Annotated in this window: 11 protein-coding genes; 7 read left to right on the forward strand and 4 right to left on the reverse strand. The window is 42.5% G+C overall.

Features of this window, described 5'->3' with window-relative positions; genetic code table 11:
• The first annotated feature begins 133 nt into the window (after positions 1–133).
• Together LK453_RS07700 and LK453_RS07705 are read left to right on the forward strand one after the other, a co-directional pair.
• On the forward strand, positions 134–1,147 hold the full coding sequence (locus LK453_RS07700; protein ID WP_227945131.1) for an IS4 family transposase: 1,014 nt from the start codon (positions 134–136) through the stop codon (positions 1,145–1,147).
• 239 nt (positions 1,148–1,386) lie between these two features.
• A complete protein-coding gene (locus LK453_RS07705) occupies positions 1,387–2,688 on the forward strand; it encodes an O-acetylhomoserine aminocarboxypropyltransferase/cysteine synthase family protein (RefSeq protein ID WP_201534700.1) in 1,302 nt (433 codons plus the stop codon).
• Between the two features lie 207 nt (positions 2,689–2,895).
• On the opposite strand, the gene LK453_RS07710 is transcribed toward LK453_RS07705, so the two are convergent.
• Positions 2,896–3,915 carry an adenosine kinase gene (locus LK453_RS07710; RefSeq protein WP_201534703.1) on the reverse strand — a complete coding sequence of 340 codons (1,020 nt, stop codon included), beginning with the start codon at positions 3,913–3,915 and terminating at the stop codon, positions 2,896–2,898.
• Between the two features lie 743 nt (positions 3,916–4,658).
• Here LK453_RS07710 and LK453_RS07715 point away from each other — a divergent pair.
• From LK453_RS07715 to LK453_RS07725, 3 genes are all read left to right on the forward strand, one after another.
• Positions 4,659–5,339, forward strand: coding sequence for a histidine phosphatase family protein (locus LK453_RS07715; RefSeq protein ID WP_201534706.1), 681 nt, complete (start codon positions 4,659–4,661; stop codon positions 5,337–5,339).
• A 305-nt stretch (positions 5,340–5,644) separates the two neighbouring features.
• The gene (locus LK453_RS07720) at positions 5,645–8,668 is read left to right on the forward strand and encodes an insulinase family protein (protein ID WP_201541850.1); all 3,024 of its coding nucleotides are present in this window, start codon (positions 5,645–5,647) and stop codon (positions 8,666–8,668) included.
• 218 nt (positions 8,669–8,886) lie between these two features.
• Entirely contained in the window at positions 8,887–9,396 is a 510-nt protein-coding gene (locus LK453_RS07725; RefSeq protein ID WP_201534714.1) for a hypothetical protein, read from the forward strand.
• Between the two features lie 44 nt (positions 9,397–9,440).
• Here LK453_RS07725 and LK453_RS07730 read toward each other — a convergent pair whose 3' ends face one another.
• The 3 genes from LK453_RS07730 to LK453_RS07740 all read right to left on the reverse strand — a co-directional run bounded on the left by LK453_RS07730 (position 9,441) and on the right by LK453_RS07740 (position 13,301).
• Entirely contained in the window at positions 9,441–10,871 is a 1,431-nt protein-coding gene (locus tag LK453_RS07730) for a WS/DGAT/MGAT family O-acyltransferase (protein ID WP_320157802.1), read from the reverse strand.
• Entirely contained in the window at positions 10,864–12,252 is a 1,389-nt protein-coding gene (locus tag LK453_RS07735) for a WS/DGAT/MGAT family O-acyltransferase (protein ID WP_201534717.1), read from the reverse strand. The genes LK453_RS07730 and LK453_RS07735 overlap by 8 nt, the downstream gene beginning before the upstream one ends.
• Before the next feature lie 206 nt (positions 12,253–12,458).
• Positions 12,459–13,301 carry a thiazole synthase gene (locus LK453_RS07740; RefSeq protein ID WP_227674412.1) on the reverse strand — a complete coding sequence of 281 codons (843 nt, stop codon included), beginning with the start codon at positions 13,299–13,301 and terminating at the stop codon, positions 12,459–12,461.
• Positions 13,302–13,653: 352 nt separating this feature from the next.
• On the opposite strand from LK453_RS07740, the gene LK453_RS07745 reads away from it, so the two are divergent.
• Together LK453_RS07745 and LK453_RS07750 are read left to right on the forward strand one after the other, a co-directional pair.
• Positions 13,654–14,985, forward strand: coding sequence for an SPOR and LysM peptidoglycan-binding domain-containing protein (locus tag LK453_RS07745; protein ID WP_201534737.1), 1,332 nt, complete (start codon positions 13,654–13,656; stop codon positions 14,983–14,985).
• A gap of 372 nt (positions 14,986–15,357) precedes the next feature.
• Positions 15,358–15,879, forward strand: coding sequence for a DUF2726 domain-containing protein (locus tag LK453_RS07750; protein ID WP_201528140.1), 522 nt, complete (start codon positions 15,358–15,360; stop codon positions 15,877–15,879).
• Positions 15,880–16,042 lie beyond the last annotated feature (163 nt).

Here is a 16,042-nt window from a genome sequence, read left to right on the forward strand (position 1 = left end):
AAAAGTCTGTTAAAGCAAAGGCATAATAGTAATTTTCAAGACGAATCAGACCATGCCAAACTTTAACAGACTTAGTGAAACTTTAACCCAAAACCTGAGTATGAACAAGGCAAGAATCACATGTTTGAGCCTAATGATAATAGCCCTGATTACTGCTCAAAGCAGTAATCTTAAAAAAATAGCAAGACACCTTCCTAAGGGTGGTAAAACCGACAGTCACTATCGCAGACTACAGCGATTTTTTGCCGAAGCGAGGACAGACTACGATCAACTGGCTTTAATGATATATCGACTATTTAGGCTAGGCAAAGTCACCTTAACCATTGACCGTACCAACTGGAAATGGGGTAAAAGTAACCTCAACATCTTTATGCTAGGGGTGGTATATAAAGGGATAGCCATCCCCTTATACTGGCAAATGCTAGATAAGCGAGGTAATACAAACCATCTTGAACGCTGTGAACTTATTGAGCGGTTTATCAAACAATTTGGCAAAGATAACCTTGAGATGATAGTAGCGGACAGAGAGTTTGTTGGCGAAAAATGGTTTAACTGGCTCACCAATAATCACATACCCTTTGCCATACGGATTAAGAAGAACAGTAAAGTTAAGAATCATCATGGCAAGTTGGTACAGATTAAAGAATTATTTCGCCATGTTAGCCATCAAGAAACATATCGACATGGGCGAATACTGACTGTCGATGGTTGTTTGGTTCGAGTATTTGCCAAGCGTGATAAAGACTATGATTTAGTGATTGTGGCAACCAATCAACTAGAAACAGTGGATGCGATGACAAGCTATGCTAAGCGTTGGGAAATTGAGACTTTATTTGCTTGTCTAAAGGGGCGTGGCTTTAATCTTGAAGATACCCACTTAACCCATCTTGATCGGGTCAGTAAATTAGTCGCAGTGAACGCCTTAGCATTTTGTTGGGCTTATCATGTCGGTATTTATAAAGACAAAGATAAGCCGTTAAAACGCAAGTTAAAGTCAAACGCTCGACCTCAAGCCAGTTTGTTTGCGCTTGGCCTGGATTTATTGATCGAAGGTCTTCGCTTGGTGTTTTTTAACAATGATAAGACTGTATTTCGACAGTTAGTTAGCTTTTTAACCCCTAAACCTATGAAAATCGGGTGGGGATGATTTTTTTGTCGTGTGCAGAGAAATAGACTATAAGTACCTTATAAATCGACCTCGCTAATATGAGGTTCGGTAATAAGTATAATAATAATTAGTCATTATATTTATAAATTAGCTGGGTTATCATTGGATAATCCAGCTTTTTTATGACTTTTTGATTTTGCCATTGGGGTGACTTTTGTCTTATAGTAGCCCTTAGGATTTCATCTCACTAATTTATACCAATACGTTAAGGAAGCGATATGAGTAATACTGACAATGCCGTTGATAATCAGCGTTTAGAAACTTTGGCCATTCATGCCGGTTATACGGTAGAGCCGACGACTAAAGCAGTTGCTGTGCCTATTTATCACACCAGTTCTTATGCGTTTGATGACACTCAGCATGGGGCTGATCTATTTGATTTAAAAGTAGCCGGTAATATTTATACCCGTATTATGAACCCCACAAACGCGGTATTAGAAGAGCGTGTGGCAGCACTTGAAGGCGGTATCGGCGCTTTGGCAGTCGCTTCTGGTATGGCGGCAATTACCTATGCGGTGCAAACCATTTGTGAAGTGGGTGATAATATTATTGCTGCCTCAACACTTTATGGTGGTACTTATAACTTCTTTGCGCATACCTTACCGCGTCAAGGTATTGAAGTGCGCTTCTTTGACCACAAAAACCCAGCCGCTATCCATGACTTGGTGGATGAAAAGACTAAAATGGTCTTTGCTGAAAGTATCGGCAACCCACTAGGTAATATTATCGATATCGAAGCGCTGGCTGAAGCCGCTCATCAGCATGGCGTACCGGTGGTGATTGATAATACGGTGGCTACGCCTGCTTTGTGCCGTCCCTTTGAGTTCGGTGCAGACATCGTGGTGCATTCCTTAACCAAATATATGAGTGGCACTGGTACCTCTATTGGGGGCGCGATTGTAGATAGTGGCAACTTTAATTGGGGCGATTATCCGGAGCGTTTCCCTATATTGAATCAGCCTGATGTGAGCTATCATGGGGTAAACTTCGTTAAAGACGTTGGTGCTGCTGCTTATATTGCTCGTGCTCGCGTCGCCCCATTACGTAATACAGGAGCAGCCTTAAGCCCGTTAAATGCTTTTAGTATTCTGCAAGGCATTCAAACCCTAAGCTTACGCATGGAGCGTCATGTACAAAACGCTCAAGCCGTGGCTGAGTATCTAAAGGGTCATGATAAAGTGGCTTGGGTTAAATATGCGGGCTTATCAGACCATCCTGACCATCAATTGGCACAAAAATATATGAAGGGTACGCCTTCTGCGATTTTAACCTTTGGGGTAAAAGGGGGCCGCGAAGCAGGGGCTAAATTTATCGATGCTTTAAATTTAATCACTCGTCTGGTAAACATTGGGGACGCCAAATCATTGGCCAGTCATCCAGCGACCACCACACACCGTCAGTTGAATGAAGAAGAATTAGCGAAGGCTGGCGTGAGTGAAGATATGATTCGTCTGTCTATTGGTATTGAACATATTGAAGATATTAAAGCGGACTTAGAGCAAGCCTTGGCCAAAGCATAACAGATTATATTATGGCCAATATGGTTCAGGGTTGCGTTAGATCATGAGCTAATAGTGATAAGAACTAAATAGCTTAGGGTCCTTTGACTCCACTAAAAATCCCAGACTACTTGTAGTCTGGGATTTTTTATAGGGTAGAGGTTAGGTGCTTTCAAATTCGATAGGCTAAAAGATAGCCTCGTTATCGTAGGTTTATCTACTCTTAAATTAAGCCGATAGAATATTCTGAGCAAGGTGCTGATATTGTGCCACTGACAGACGAGGTCCAAACTGTTGTACCACTTGGCTAGCCACAGTACCTGCCAGTTGTCCACACTGAGCTAAAGAATGGTTTTGCGATAAGGCATATAAAAATGCGCCAGAATAGTTGTCGCCAGCCCCATTGGTATCAATGACTTTATCGACGTTAGGCGTAGGAACGTCAAGTAAAGTGATTGAGCCATCTTCTGCTTTTTCGCAAATGATAGTGTCATCAGCACTGTTGGTCACTACCGCCAAATGGCAGTATTGAGTTAAGGCTTGAGCGGCTTCAGTAATGTTATCGGTTTCGGTAAATAGTTGGGCTTCTTCGGCATTACAAAAGATAGTATCTACCCCATCACCCAAGACCTCTAATAAGCCCTCTTTGGCAAAGTTAACCACTGCTGGATCGGCGAAACTTACGGCGATTTTGGTATTGTTGGCTTTGGCCTGTTGGCGTAGCTTCTGCAGGGCAGGTCGCAAGCTTTCTGACATGGCCAGATAGCCTTCAAAGTATAACCAGCTGCTTTGAGTTAGGGCATCAAAATCGATATTTCCTTCATTGATATCGCTTGAAGTGCCTAAGAAAGTCTGCATGGTACGCTCACCATCCGGGGTAATGGCCACGACACATGAACCAGTGACACCGCCTGCTGATACAGACTTTTCAAAAGTAGTGGCGACCCCAGCTTGATTTAAATCGGCCAAATAAAACTCACCAGCTTTGTCATCACCCACACGGCAACCATAAAAAGACTTCCCGCCTAAGCTGGCAAAAGCAAACATAGCATTGGCCGCTGAACCGCCACCCGTTTGTTTTGAGGGCTGTAATTGCTGAGCTTCAAATTCTTTTAACAGCTGAGCTTGTTCTTCTAGGCTGGCTAAAGTCATACTGCCTTTGGCTAAGCTAGTCTGGGTAAGTTGTTCATCGTTCAATAGATATTCGTGATCTACCAAAGCATTTCCTACAGCCATTACATCGTACATAATATTTCCAATTTTTAGTATTTAAGGGGGTATTAATAGTATTTAAGGGGTAGTGATTTTTAGTGTGGCTATCATACTGTAATTTAGATTAATTGTGGAGGTTACTATAATCTCATAAAAATAGCCGTTAAATCGTGGAACATAGCTTAGAATTTCGACCAATTAAAAAATAAAATAAAAAAATAAAAATGAAAGTAATAGCGTATTTAAGCTATTGATTTTATTAATTAAATTTATTGTACAAAAAGTAAACAATTTAAGCCTAAGCCTTAGGAATTCAGTGCTGTTTGCTGTCAAGTTTTGAGTTATACACAGACTTATCCACAGGCGCTGGGGGTAACTGTGCAACCATTAGATTTCATAAGGCTTACGTCAGTGCTTAGCAAATGCTTCTCTTAGCTAAAAATAAAAAGTTTCATCAAGAATCTAAATACTGACTAAGTAGTTTCTGCATGTTCCACGCTAATAAAGCGATGGGATGTAGTGGATTTATTTTAGTCACTCTATTTTTATTTTAATTACTTTATATTGATAAACAGTATTAATAAACAATGATATTACGACGTCTGCTAAGCTAAAAATAGAATATAGACAATATAAAAACTGTCTACCGTAAAATAAGTTTGAATTCTGTAACGGTACGAGTAGAGTTAACGCGCATTACGCCAATGGTCTAATAGTCAAGTTAGGACAGCGCCAAGACAAGGCAGTAATGTCTCTATTATTCTCAGTAAGGGCTTAGCATGAAAAAAATATATCTGGTACGGCATGGTCAAAGCACTGCCAATGCTGGCGGAGTGGCTCAACGTAATGCAGACATTGAGTTGACTGAATTGGGCCGGAGACAAGCTTATGACGTAGCAGAATGGGTGTTACAAACCTTGGGACAAGACCTTAAATCAGTCAGTGTCTCAAGCTATATCAGAACCCAGCAAACAGCGCAGCCTCTACTCGACAAACTCAATATACAGCCCAAGATAATTGAAGGGCTACAGGAGTTTGATTTATTAGGCTTCAGTCGTCTAAAAGGCGCATCATTCGAACAACGTATGGCCATGACCGATGCTTACTGGCAAGGCTCACCTCCTAACATCCCTCATGCTCCCGATGCTGAAAGCTTTCAAGACTTCTATCAGCGTATTCCAAAAGTACTGGCACAATTTGAGCAATTCGAACCGGGCAATCATGTGGTCTATACCCATGGCTATTGGATAAGCATGCTAATTTGGTATTTATTGGGTTTACCCGCTGATCAGCCAGAGCATGTTGCTAAATTTCGTCAATTTGAACTATCAATCCGAGCACAGAATGGGAAGGTGTTTTGCTTAACCCTACCTGAGGCGGCGCTAAAAAATAAATATGCACCCAGTATTATTAAGGTACGTACTTGCGTGGGCCAAAACTCTGACCTATCGGCTTCATAAGTTTCAGTCTTAGTGACACAGTCTGATGTGGCAGGTTATAAACACGCTCTATAGGGTAACAGCGTATAAGTAGCAATTAATGCTTTGAGATTCCTCTTTTGTTCAAAGTATCGTGCTTTTTTAAGACAGGGTATTTATTTGAATTAAAGTTAAACTTGTTACGTTGGCTTTAAAAAACCATAAAAGACTCCATTAACTAATATCAGCATTTTTAAATGAAGCCACCCAAATAGGGATAGGGGCTTGGTTAGCTAAACAGCAGTTTTATGGCCAATAAAAATACGATAAATAATATGAGCGAAAATATGAAACAAGATAACGTAGCACCAGACCTGACTTTACATCCTAGTTTTGAATTAATCCAACAGCGCAAAATTGAAGCGTTGTCTTTAGATGTGATTATCTCTAAGCATAAACAAACCGGAGCCATGCATTATCACTTGGCACATCCTAGCGATGAAAATGCATTCTTAGTTGGTTTTCGTACTCAGCCTATGGACTCAAAAGGCGAGGCTCATATTCTTGAGCATACTGCCCTTTGTGGTTCTGCCAAATATCCGGTACGCGACCCTTTCTTCTCAATGATCAAACGCTCATTGAATACCTTTATGAATGCCATGACCGCTGCCGATTGGACCGCTTATCCCTTTGCTACCCAAAATAAAAACGACTACTTTAACCTGTTGTCGATATATTTAGACGCGTCTTTCTTCCCGAATTTACACCCACTAGATTTTGCTCAAGAAGGCATTCGTGTCGAACTTGATGAGCAAGATAAGCCGCAATTCAAAGGCATTGTGTTTAATGAGATGAAAGGGGCAATGAGTGGTGAGATAGACCAGCTGTATCACAGTGTGGCCCATCACTTATTCCCAACCACCACTTATCATTATAATTCTGGAGGGGATCCTGCAGATATTCCAGACTTGACCCATGCAGAATTGGTTGAGTTTCATCAAAGCCATTACCATCCTTCAAACAGTGTGATTATGAGCTTTGGTAATATTCCAGTACAGCAAACTCAGGCCAAACTACATGAAGATGCTTTGGCACAATTTAGCCTCGGCAAAAAGCATGAGTCTCGTCCTGAAGTTCGTCTAGAAGCGCCGATACAAGTTACTGAGACTTACACGGTTGATGAGATTGATAAAGCGCAGACTCACCATGCTATGGCGTGGTTATTGCCAGAGATTACTGATCCTAAACAGCGTTTGGCCTTGCGTCTGTTAGAAGGGGTGTTGATCGAACATGCAGGCTCTCCGCTGCGCGCTTATTTAGATAGTCATCCGTTGGCTACCGGTCCAAGTCCATTATTAGGCCTAGACGACAGTCATTTTGAGATGGTGTTCTACGCCGGTATACGTGGCTCAGAGCCTGAGCATGCCGATGCCATTGAACAAGGTATCTTAGAGTTATTGCAGCAAGTGGCTGATAATGAGATTGACCCTGAAGCCATCGAAACCATATTGCATCAAATTGAAATTGATCAACGTCATATTGGCGGTGACAGTATCCCTTATGGTCTAAACCTGATGTTAGAAGGGTTTAGTACAGCCATTCATGATGGTAACCCGATTGATATATGGGAAGTTGATGAGCATTTACAGTGGCTACGTGAGCAAGTCAAAGATCCTGCTTGGTTGCCTGGGTTATTGCAGCAGCATTTGATTGACAACCCACATCGTGTGCGTGTCACTCTAGTACCGGATGCCACCAAATCTGCCAAACTGGTTGAAGCAGAGCAAGCGCGTTTAGACGCTCTTGAAGCCCGTTTAACTGAAGAAGATAAGCAAAAGCTTAAGGAGCAAGCGGCACAGTTAGCGGCACGTCAAGCAGCGCCTGATGATTTAAGTTTATTGCCTAAAGTGGGTTTAGAGGATGTGCCTGAGTCAATCAGCTTTACTCATGGTAAGCAGGTGCCTATTAAGCTGGCAGGTGATGACAGTGTGCTACATCAATATGAAGCAGGCACCAATGGCTTATATTATTATCAATTGATTATGCCTCTAGTGGGTCAAGATGAGTTGATTAACCACCCACTGTTGCCAATTTATCTAGGTCTATTGTCTGATTTGGGAACTGATACCTTGTCAGCGCGAGATTTTCAAGCGTTACAAGCGGCTCATTCTTCAGGGGTTACTGCCCGGGTTAGTCAGCGTACTGCCATCGATGATCCTAATGGCCTAACCAGTTACTTTGTGGTAGCGACCCGAGCATTAAACCGTAAGCCTGAAGCGATTGACTTGGTAAAACAAGTCCTTGAACACAGTATCTTTACCGAGCATGACCGCATCAAAGAGTTACTACAGCAAAGACGAGCAGGGTGGCAGTCACGTCTTGCCAGCTCAGGACATGCTTATGCAATGCAGACGGCAAGCCGTGGCATGAGTCGCCAAGCAGAACTTGAATATGTGCGTAGTGGTTTGCCGGCGTTAAATGCGCTAAAAGAGTTTTTAGGCAATGCGGCCGAAGATGATGCTAAATGGGATCAGTTAAGCCAAGCGCTTATGGTGCTACACAAGCGCCTAGCCAGCCTACCTAAACAGGCGCTGATTGTCTGTGAGCCTGAGCAAACAGCGCACTTTAAAGACCTTATTGAGAAAAGTTGGGAAGAGTCGCTATATACCAATAAAGTTGCGCAAGACACTCAGGCTCTAGCGGCCACTATTCCTAGTGAGTATACTCAGTTGCAGCTTAGCTTAGGGGCCGCAAGTGCCGAAACTAAGTTAGCGCCAGTAGAGAGACAAGCCGAAGACATGGCGTGGTTGGTAGCGACCAACGTCTATCACAATGCGGCCGCTTATCCTGTGGTACCTGCAGATCATCCAGACACGGCAGCGCTAATGGTATTAGCACCTTACTTACGCAACGGCTATTTGCACAGTGCTATTCGTGAGCGTGGTGGAGCATACGGTGGCGGTGCCGGCTATGATGCCAATGCCTGTGCTTTCAAGTTCTTTAGCTACCGTGACCCCCATTGTGCCGAAACTTTTGAGCACTTTGAGCAAAGTGTCAATTGGTTGCTTAATGAGCCTCAAAAGCCTGAGCAATTGGAAGAGGCTATCTTAGGGATTGTTTCAGGTATGGACAAGCCAGGCTCACCTGCTGGAGAAGCAGTGAAGTCTTGTTTCTCTGACTTACATAACCGCGGTGAGGCATGGCAACAAAAAATGCGTGGCAATATTCTGGCAGTGACCTTAGAAGATTTGCAGCGCGTGGCAACCACTTATCTAAAAGACAAGCCAAGCAGTAAAGCGGTATTGGCCCCTTATGATAAAGAAGAGGTGGTGCAACAGCTTGGCTTCAAAGTGGCCAAAGTGGCAAGCTAAGACTGGTATAGGCTGTGGTATAAAGCCATTAAGAAAAGAGGTGAGCTCAATGCTCACCTCTTTTTTTGCCCAAAACAGCAATTGTCTATAAATCAAAGCAATAAACCATAATTTGTGTTTAGATAGCAGCCTATATGCCTACTTTCAAAAAATAGCTTATGTTTTGGAAGCCAGCCCTATATTTAACGATCCTATTTTGACAACCCTACGAGAAAGCAATGTTTAGTGAGCAAGATGAGTACCATAACCCCAGTAAAAACCATCATGGCCCAGACCCTGGGAAAATGACTAAGACCGACCACACCAAAAGTTACCGCTATTTATTGCGTTTTGCACTGCCTTACACCTTGCTTTATGTGTTTGTGCCCTCTTTGCTAAACGAAGTGGGCTTGCCGCTCTCAGGAATTGTCCTATCGGTTTTGGTGATTTTGCTGTTGAATATAGCGGTTGTTGCTCTGTTTAATCGGTTTGAAGCCCGAGCTTTAGAGAGAATAGAGTGTCATCGTATTGGCCTATTGACCTCGCTATTGACCTTGATTGCCACCTCATTATTGATGATTTATTCTTTGTATGATTTATCCGCTGGAGAGCTAAGTGTCACTGCATTAAAAGAAAATGGGGTGATACCGATGTTGGTCATAAGCGGCGCAATCGGCTTTGCCATTAACTATGTGGTCGTGGTTTATGGCTTATGGCTATTACAAAAGATATGGCCAAGGTCTCACTAATCAACGAGCGTCATAAACATTGTCAGTTAGCTAATAAGGATTAGCTAATGATTTAGTTCAGTCAGTTCAGGCAATGCTTCGAGCTTTGTTAGTTCTGCTTCTATTAAATCTGGTAGTTGTTCAAGATTTGGCAACGTCCGCGAACAACCAATAATTCCGAAATGCATTTTATCAAGATAGCTGGTCAAAGTAATGTTTAACGCTTGACCATTGAAAATGACTGAAGCGGGATATAGCGCAGTCAATGCTGCCCCATTCCAGTACAACGTCTCTTTGGGTCCTGGTACATTGGAGATGAGTATATTAAAGGCCTGTTTTTTGGGATAAGCATTGGTCAATAAGTTAACGCCTTCCCAAGCATAACTAATGGCACTGTAATTAATAACTTGTGCCTGTGCCATACGTCCAAATTTATCTTTACCTATGGTCATGCTGGCATGAATGGTATTCATTCTCTCTTTAAGATCGGTAATATCGGTTGCTAAATTGCATAATACCAACGAGGTTTGGTTGCCAGACACACTGTCATCCTTACGCAGTGAAACAGGAACGAAAGCGATTAAAGACTCTTTTGGCAGCTGTTGTAATTGCAATAAATAGCTGCGTAATGCGCCTGAGCAAATAGCCAGTGCCACATCATTGGTGGTAACTTGTAACCTTTCCGCGATTTTTTGGAATCTAGATAAGGCATAGGTATTGGCTAAGAAAGTTCTGGTGTTTGAGATACGCTGATTTAATAGGCTGGCTGGTGCCTGTAAGGTTGACACATAGCCAACCTCATCGCGCTCTTTAATGTCATTTTTGAGTTCACCAAATACGGGCTTAATGCTCCCGATTTGCTCTTTGACGATGCCGCCAAAAGTACGTTTGGGAGGGACGATTTTTTCTAAGTTGCTCTCATCACGTCTTAGCAATGCCCAAGGGGGCAAGGTCATAACCTCAGTGGGTGAGGATGAAAGCGAGCGCTCAACAAGACGCATCGCTGCCACACCATCCACTAACGAATGGTGAATCTTAAAATATAAAGCAAAATATTTAGCGTCCGGTTTATCGTCAGTGGCCAGCCCCTCTATGCCTTCGATAATATGACATTCCCATAAAGGGTAGTCCTTATCTAGCATATTTGCATGTACATCTGACACATAAGAAAGCAAAGCTTTACTTGAATAGGGCTTTGGCAAGGCCGTATGATGAAAGTGATAATGAATATCAAAGTTATTGGTGGTTTTCCAAAATGTTAAATTGTGAAGCACCTGATTAAAAGGAAAAGTAGGCGGCGTGTTACCCTTACGCATTTGACGTACTAAGTCACTCACAAAGTCAGGCTTTGCAGATGCCGGAATATCAAACAAAAACAGCCCACCAACATGCATGGGCTGTTTTTGTTTTTCAATTAAAAAAAACAATTGTTCTACTAACGAAACTAAGCGCATACGACCTCTTGCGACTTTGACCTTCTGGTCAGCATTATTCACGGATACCCAACTTTCTTTCGTTGCAAATAAGCTCTAAATAGGCCAATTCATTTTCAAGTAGCTTCAATAGACTTTGGGTCTTCGGTAAGGTTTTACTACAAGCGATAATACCAAACTCAATTTTATCCAAATAACTGGCCAAGGTAATATTCATGGCTTGACCGTTGAATAGAATAGAGGCGGGATATAGTGCCCTTAATTCAGCCCCATTCCAGAAGAGCTTTTTCTGTGACCCTGGAACGTTGGATATAATTAGATTGAACGCCTGCTTTTTGGGATAAGCACTGGTCAGGATGTTAACAAGCTCCCAACTATAAGAAACCAAGCTGTAGTTAATTACTTCAGACTGATTCATACGACCAAAGCGTTGTTTGCCATCATTCATACTACTGTGCACTAGCTTTAAGCGGCTCAGTGGGTTTTCTAAATGAGTGCCCAAGTTGCATAAGATAAAGGCAAATTGGTTGCCCGAAGCACTGCCATCCTTACGCATTGAATAAGGTACCCAAGCAATTAAAGGCTCGTCTGGTAGCTCATTAAGCGCCAATAAATAGTTACGTAGCGCGCCAGAGCAGATGGTTAGCACCACATCGTTAAGACTTACGCCTAAGTTACTGGCCACATTTTTGAACCTATTGATGTCATAGGATTCAGCGATGAATCGTCTTGAGCTTGAAATACTTTGATTCAAAATAGAGGCAGGCGCCTGAGTGGTCCTAACAAAGTTTGAATCTTTGCTTTGTCCCACAGTACGAGCAAGTTCACTAAACACAGGCTTGGCAGTCTTAAATTGATCTTTAATAATACTAAGCGCAGAGCTTTTTTTGTCTGGTAAGATGCTTTCAATCTCATAACGGTGACGCATCATTAATGACCATAGCGGTAAGGTCATGGTCTCATTCGGTGACTGTGATAAAGATTTTTGCACCAAGCGCATAGCGGCAACACCATCTACCAATGAGTGGTGTATCTTAAAATAAAGACCAAAGCGTTTGGGGCGACCCGGTGCTTCAGGTTCAATACCTTCAATAATATGACATTCCCATAAAGGACGGGCTCGGTCTAATAGACGGCCATGCTCTTTTGAGATATAGGACAACAGCTCCCGTATCCGCGCAGGCTTAGGCAGGGCAATATGACGGAAATGATGTTCAACATCAAACTCTTCATCCTTAGTCCAGTAAGTCAAGTTATGTAGCACTTGGTTAAAGGGGAAGGTAGGCGGTACTTTGGAGTTTTGCATTTGTTGTACCAATGAAAGTACAAAATCTTCATCGGCTTCTACAGGCACTTCAAATAAAAACAATCCACCAACATGCATGGGTTGTTTTCGTTTCTCTACCATTAAAAAGAGTAAGTCTAGTATCGATAATAAACGCATAGCATTCCTTTGCTTAAATAAAGTGACCGCATAAAAGAAGTCGCAATTGTAGAGAAAAACTTATTGTCATAGCTATTTGAACACTCATAACGTAATCATATTAATGCAAAACCTATTGCAATAAAATAGGCAATGTGGCGGACGTCTTTATTTAAAAACGTCCCTGAAAAACAGTCGTTAACTAGAAGGTTAAACCACTGAACGGTTTACTGAAAAAAGTACCCAGTTTGTGGTGAACTTGGTACGGCCATCTTGCGTTTGGGCATGCGAACGGCTAGATAAGAGGCTCGTCCAGCCCAAATGGCATGTTTCATAGCGTGAGCCATTAATACAGGATTGCTGGCGTGCGCAATGGCTGAGTTCATTAGTACCCCGTCACAGCCAAGCTCCATAGCAATGGCGGCATCAGATGCGGCACCGACACCAGCATCTACCAAGACAGGAATGTTTTGGGCTTTGGTATTTTCGATAATCAGGCTTAAATTATGCGGATTTAATAACCCCAAACCTGAACCAATCAAGCTGCCCAATGGCATAATCGCTACGCAGCCCATGCTGGCAAGCTCTTTGGCCACAATGGGATCATCTGAGGTATACACCATAACCTCAAAACCATCGTCAATTAACTTTTGCGCTGCAATAAGGGTCTGCGTAACATTAGGATATAAGGTTTCTTGATCACCCAATACCTCTAATTTAACCAAGTTATGTCCATCTAATAGCTCGCGGGCTAACTGACAGGTACGTATGGCAGTATCCGCATCAAAACATCCGGCAGTATTAGGTAGAATGGTATATTTTTCAGGAGAGATAACGTCTAGTAAATTTGGCTGATCGCTATGCTGACCAATATTGGTGCGGCGAATCGCCACGGTAACGATTTCAGCCCCAGACGCTTCAATAGCCTCGCCAGTTTGCTGCAAATCTTTGTATTTACCCGTACCCACTAAGAGTCTAGATGAAAATGTCCGGCTACCAATTTGGAAAGTATCGTTTTTTAGTGGTTCAATAGAGGAGAGAGAGTGGTTTTCTTCTGTCACGGTTTGCATAGTCATTCCAGTTACCTTGAGGTGAGAGGAAAAGGTGCATTCAATGATTGACTTATCATAACCACCCATCCTCGGGAGATGTCTCGGCATTATAACAAATTAGCAGAGGAATCAGGTCCTAATATCAAACCTATAGTCTATTTCTCCTCATTGATAGCCAAGTTATTGATGTTTTTGACTATTCGTCCTATTGGGCTATGGTATAAGTGCTGTGTTTAATGCTTAGGCAGCTATTAAGGCACTTGATAGCAGACATAACTTGAGTAATCCTTTATAATCCTTAAATAATATTGGTTAACAGTCGTTTTTTGAAACGACCTGTTTAAGCATGAGATTTGACAAGGGTTGGAATATGGATTCATCACGACAATTGCTATTGGGTACAGGCGTATTTATTGGTGGCGGCATATTGCTGTTGTCCATGGTGAAACAAATGGACGCTCCCAAAGATACCGCTGCAGATAATGCCATAAAAGTAGAACAAGTCAGCAGTGCTGTAAAGTCTGATCAAGACCCGTTGACCGCTGATCTTGAGACAGAAGAGCGCTTATTGGCGCAGAAACGTCTTGAGCGTGAAAAGAAAATGGCGCAATTGGATCAGAAGACACGTGAGTTTTTGACCGAGCAGGAAAGGGCAGAAGCCTTAGCCATGCAAAAAGCACGTCTTGAGAATGAACAGTATCGCAGTGGCGCCGCTGAGCCTGTTGTTGATGAAGTCCCAAAAGATCAAGTGACTTCTAAGGTGGCGGTTCCAGTGACCAAACCTGTGGTAACGGCAAGACCAGTAGAGCAGGTAGCGACACCTGTGACAGGGACTCAAGTACAAGCTCGAACTGAGGCTCAACCTGCTAAAGAGGCTGTCAAAGCAAAGCCTGAGCCGAAGCCGCAAGCTGAAACGGCTTCAAAGGCATCTAGCAGCACCCAAAAGCATACTGTAAGAAGTGGTGAAGGGTTAATTAAGTTATCGCGTCAGTATAATGTACCTGTTGAAGCCATTGTCCAGGCCAATAAACTGTCGAAAGGCGCTCACATTCGAGTGGGGCAAGAACTTACTATTCCCTCACGTAGTCAAGTAGATCGTTTGGTACGTGATTATAATGCGAGTAGTGGTAATCAGCAGAAAGCACAACAGACCCAAGCTGCTGCCTCTAAACCTGCAGCCGCAGCCAGTAAAGCCCCCACTAGCCAACAGGGACACCAAGTCAAATCTGGCGACGGCCTAATCAAACTGGCCCGCCAATATAATGTGCCAGTAGAAGCCTTGGCTCAGGCTAATAATATGAGTACCAACTCTTCTCTAAGAGTCGGACAAAATATTACCATTCCGTCACGTAAGCAAGTCGAAAGATTGCAACGAGAAGCGGAGCAAAAGAAAGCGGCTGTTGCCAAAAAACAAGACGCTCAGAAGCGTTTGGCTGAAGCACGTCGTAAAGCGGCTAATGGCGAAGCCAAAGGCACTTTCGGGGTACAAGTAGCGTTGGCTGATAGTCAGCAAAAAGCCGATGCGATTGTGAAGGAGCTTAGAGCGGCCGGCTATCCTGCGACCACTAGCAATACCAGCAAAGGGGTGCGAGTGGTAGTGGGTCCAGAAAAGGGTAAAGAAGCGGCTTTGGCTCTAAAAGATAAAATCAATGCCGATCCAAACGCAGACGTAAACAATGCTTGGGTACTTTATTGGCGTTAAGGTTTCAGTTATTGACTGATGATTTTAGCCTTGGAAATAGTAATGTGGAGCTAGGTGGAAAACTGGTTTCAATTAACGTGACCTAGACCACAAAACAGTAAGCCTTATTTATTTTAATAACACGACATTAGATGTCGTGTTTTTTTATCGACCTTCATAAAGCGGATGGCTGTTTGGATAATAAGTGCGATAATAAGCATATAAATAAGAGCCTATAAATGCTACAAACGTTTGTTTTTAAAACGTATTTAAATACAGCAACAGCATTCTCGATTTTGCGAAATTTAGCAGTAGAAAGGAGTTATAGGTAAGTCCTTTTTATTTTATAAAGTAAGAACTTTTCAATTAAGGCGGTAAGTGTTAGTGGATTTTATGATGTTAGGTGTCATGGTGTTGGTCGCACTCATAGTTATGATGAGTATTATCGGTCAGCGCCGTCATGACAATAAAAAAGTCAAACCGGTAAAGGGAGATGATCTTCCTATTTGGCCTTTTGAGCCAATGCCGATTATGACCGATACAGAAGTATTGTTTTTTGCCAAGCTACAAAAGGCAGTACCGGAGTATTACATTTTTAGTCAGGTACAACTTTCGCGCATCATTCAACCCAATGATGATGCAGGGACCAATAAAAACTTCTGGTTCAACCGTATTTGTCGTCAAAGCGTGGATTATGTGTTGGTAGATAGAGATGCGCAAACCACATTACTGGCCATTGAGCTTGATGACTGGACGCATGATAGTGCGGCGAGAGTTAAGGCCGATGAAAAGAAAGATAAGGCGTTGGCCAGCGCCGGCATACCTATTTTAAGATTTCATGCTGAACGTATGCCCAGTGTCAATGTCCTGCGACATGATATTGAAATGGTGATAGATAAGTATTTCCGCAATTAATAAAACAGTAGCGTATTTTTAAGGAGGTTGTTGAGTCAATTAGCTTACTTGATTTAAAGATAGCTTAATTTAAAAGTAGCTCGGCCTAAATCTAATAGCATGTCGTCAAAAGGTTTTAGGTTGCTAAATTTCAGAGTTTTAAGTTTCAGAATATTAAGTTTTA

It is taken from the genome of Psychrobacter sanguinis, from assembly GCF_020736705.1.
Taxonomy (GTDB): domain Bacteria; phylum Pseudomonadota; class Gammaproteobacteria; order Pseudomonadales; family Moraxellaceae; genus Psychrobacter; species Psychrobacter sanguinis.

What these genes read in the sequence shown, in the direction of transcription:
- LK453_RS07700 (WP_227945131.1), top strand. Translation starts at nt 134, where the DNA reads ATGATAATAGCCCTGATTACTGCTCAAAGCAGTAATCTTAAAAAAATA.
- LK453_RS07705 (WP_201534700.1), top strand. Translation starts at nt 1,387, where the DNA reads ATGAGTAATACTGACAATGCCGTTGATAATCAGCGTTTAGAAACTTTG.
- LK453_RS07710 (WP_201534703.1), bottom strand. Translation starts at nt 3,915, where the DNA reads ATGTACGATGTAATGGCTGTAGGAAATGCTTTGGTAGATCACGAATAT.
- LK453_RS07715 (WP_201534706.1), top strand. Translation starts at nt 4,659, where the DNA reads ATGAAAAAAATATATCTGGTACGGCATGGTCAAAGCACTGCCAATGCT.
- LK453_RS07720 (WP_201541850.1), top strand. Translation starts at nt 5,645, where the DNA reads ATGAAACAAGATAACGTAGCACCAGACCTGACTTTACATCCTAGTTTT.
- LK453_RS07725 (WP_201534714.1), top strand. Translation starts at nt 8,887, where the DNA reads ATGTTTAGTGAGCAAGATGAGTACCATAACCCCAGTAAAAACCATCAT.
- LK453_RS07735 (WP_201534717.1), bottom strand. Translation starts at nt 12,252, where the DNA reads ATGCGTTTATTATCGATACTAGACTTACTCTTTTTAATGGTAGAGAAA.
- LK453_RS07740 (WP_227674412.1), bottom strand. Translation starts at nt 13,301, where the DNA reads ATGCAAACCGTGACAGAAGAAAACCACTCTCTCTCCTCTATTGAACCA.
- LK453_RS07745 (WP_201534737.1), top strand. Translation starts at nt 13,654, where the DNA reads ATGGATTCATCACGACAATTGCTATTGGGTACAGGCGTATTTATTGGT.
- LK453_RS07750 (WP_201528140.1), top strand. Translation starts at nt 15,358, where the DNA reads ATGATGTTAGGTGTCATGGTGTTGGTCGCACTCATAGTTATGATGAGT.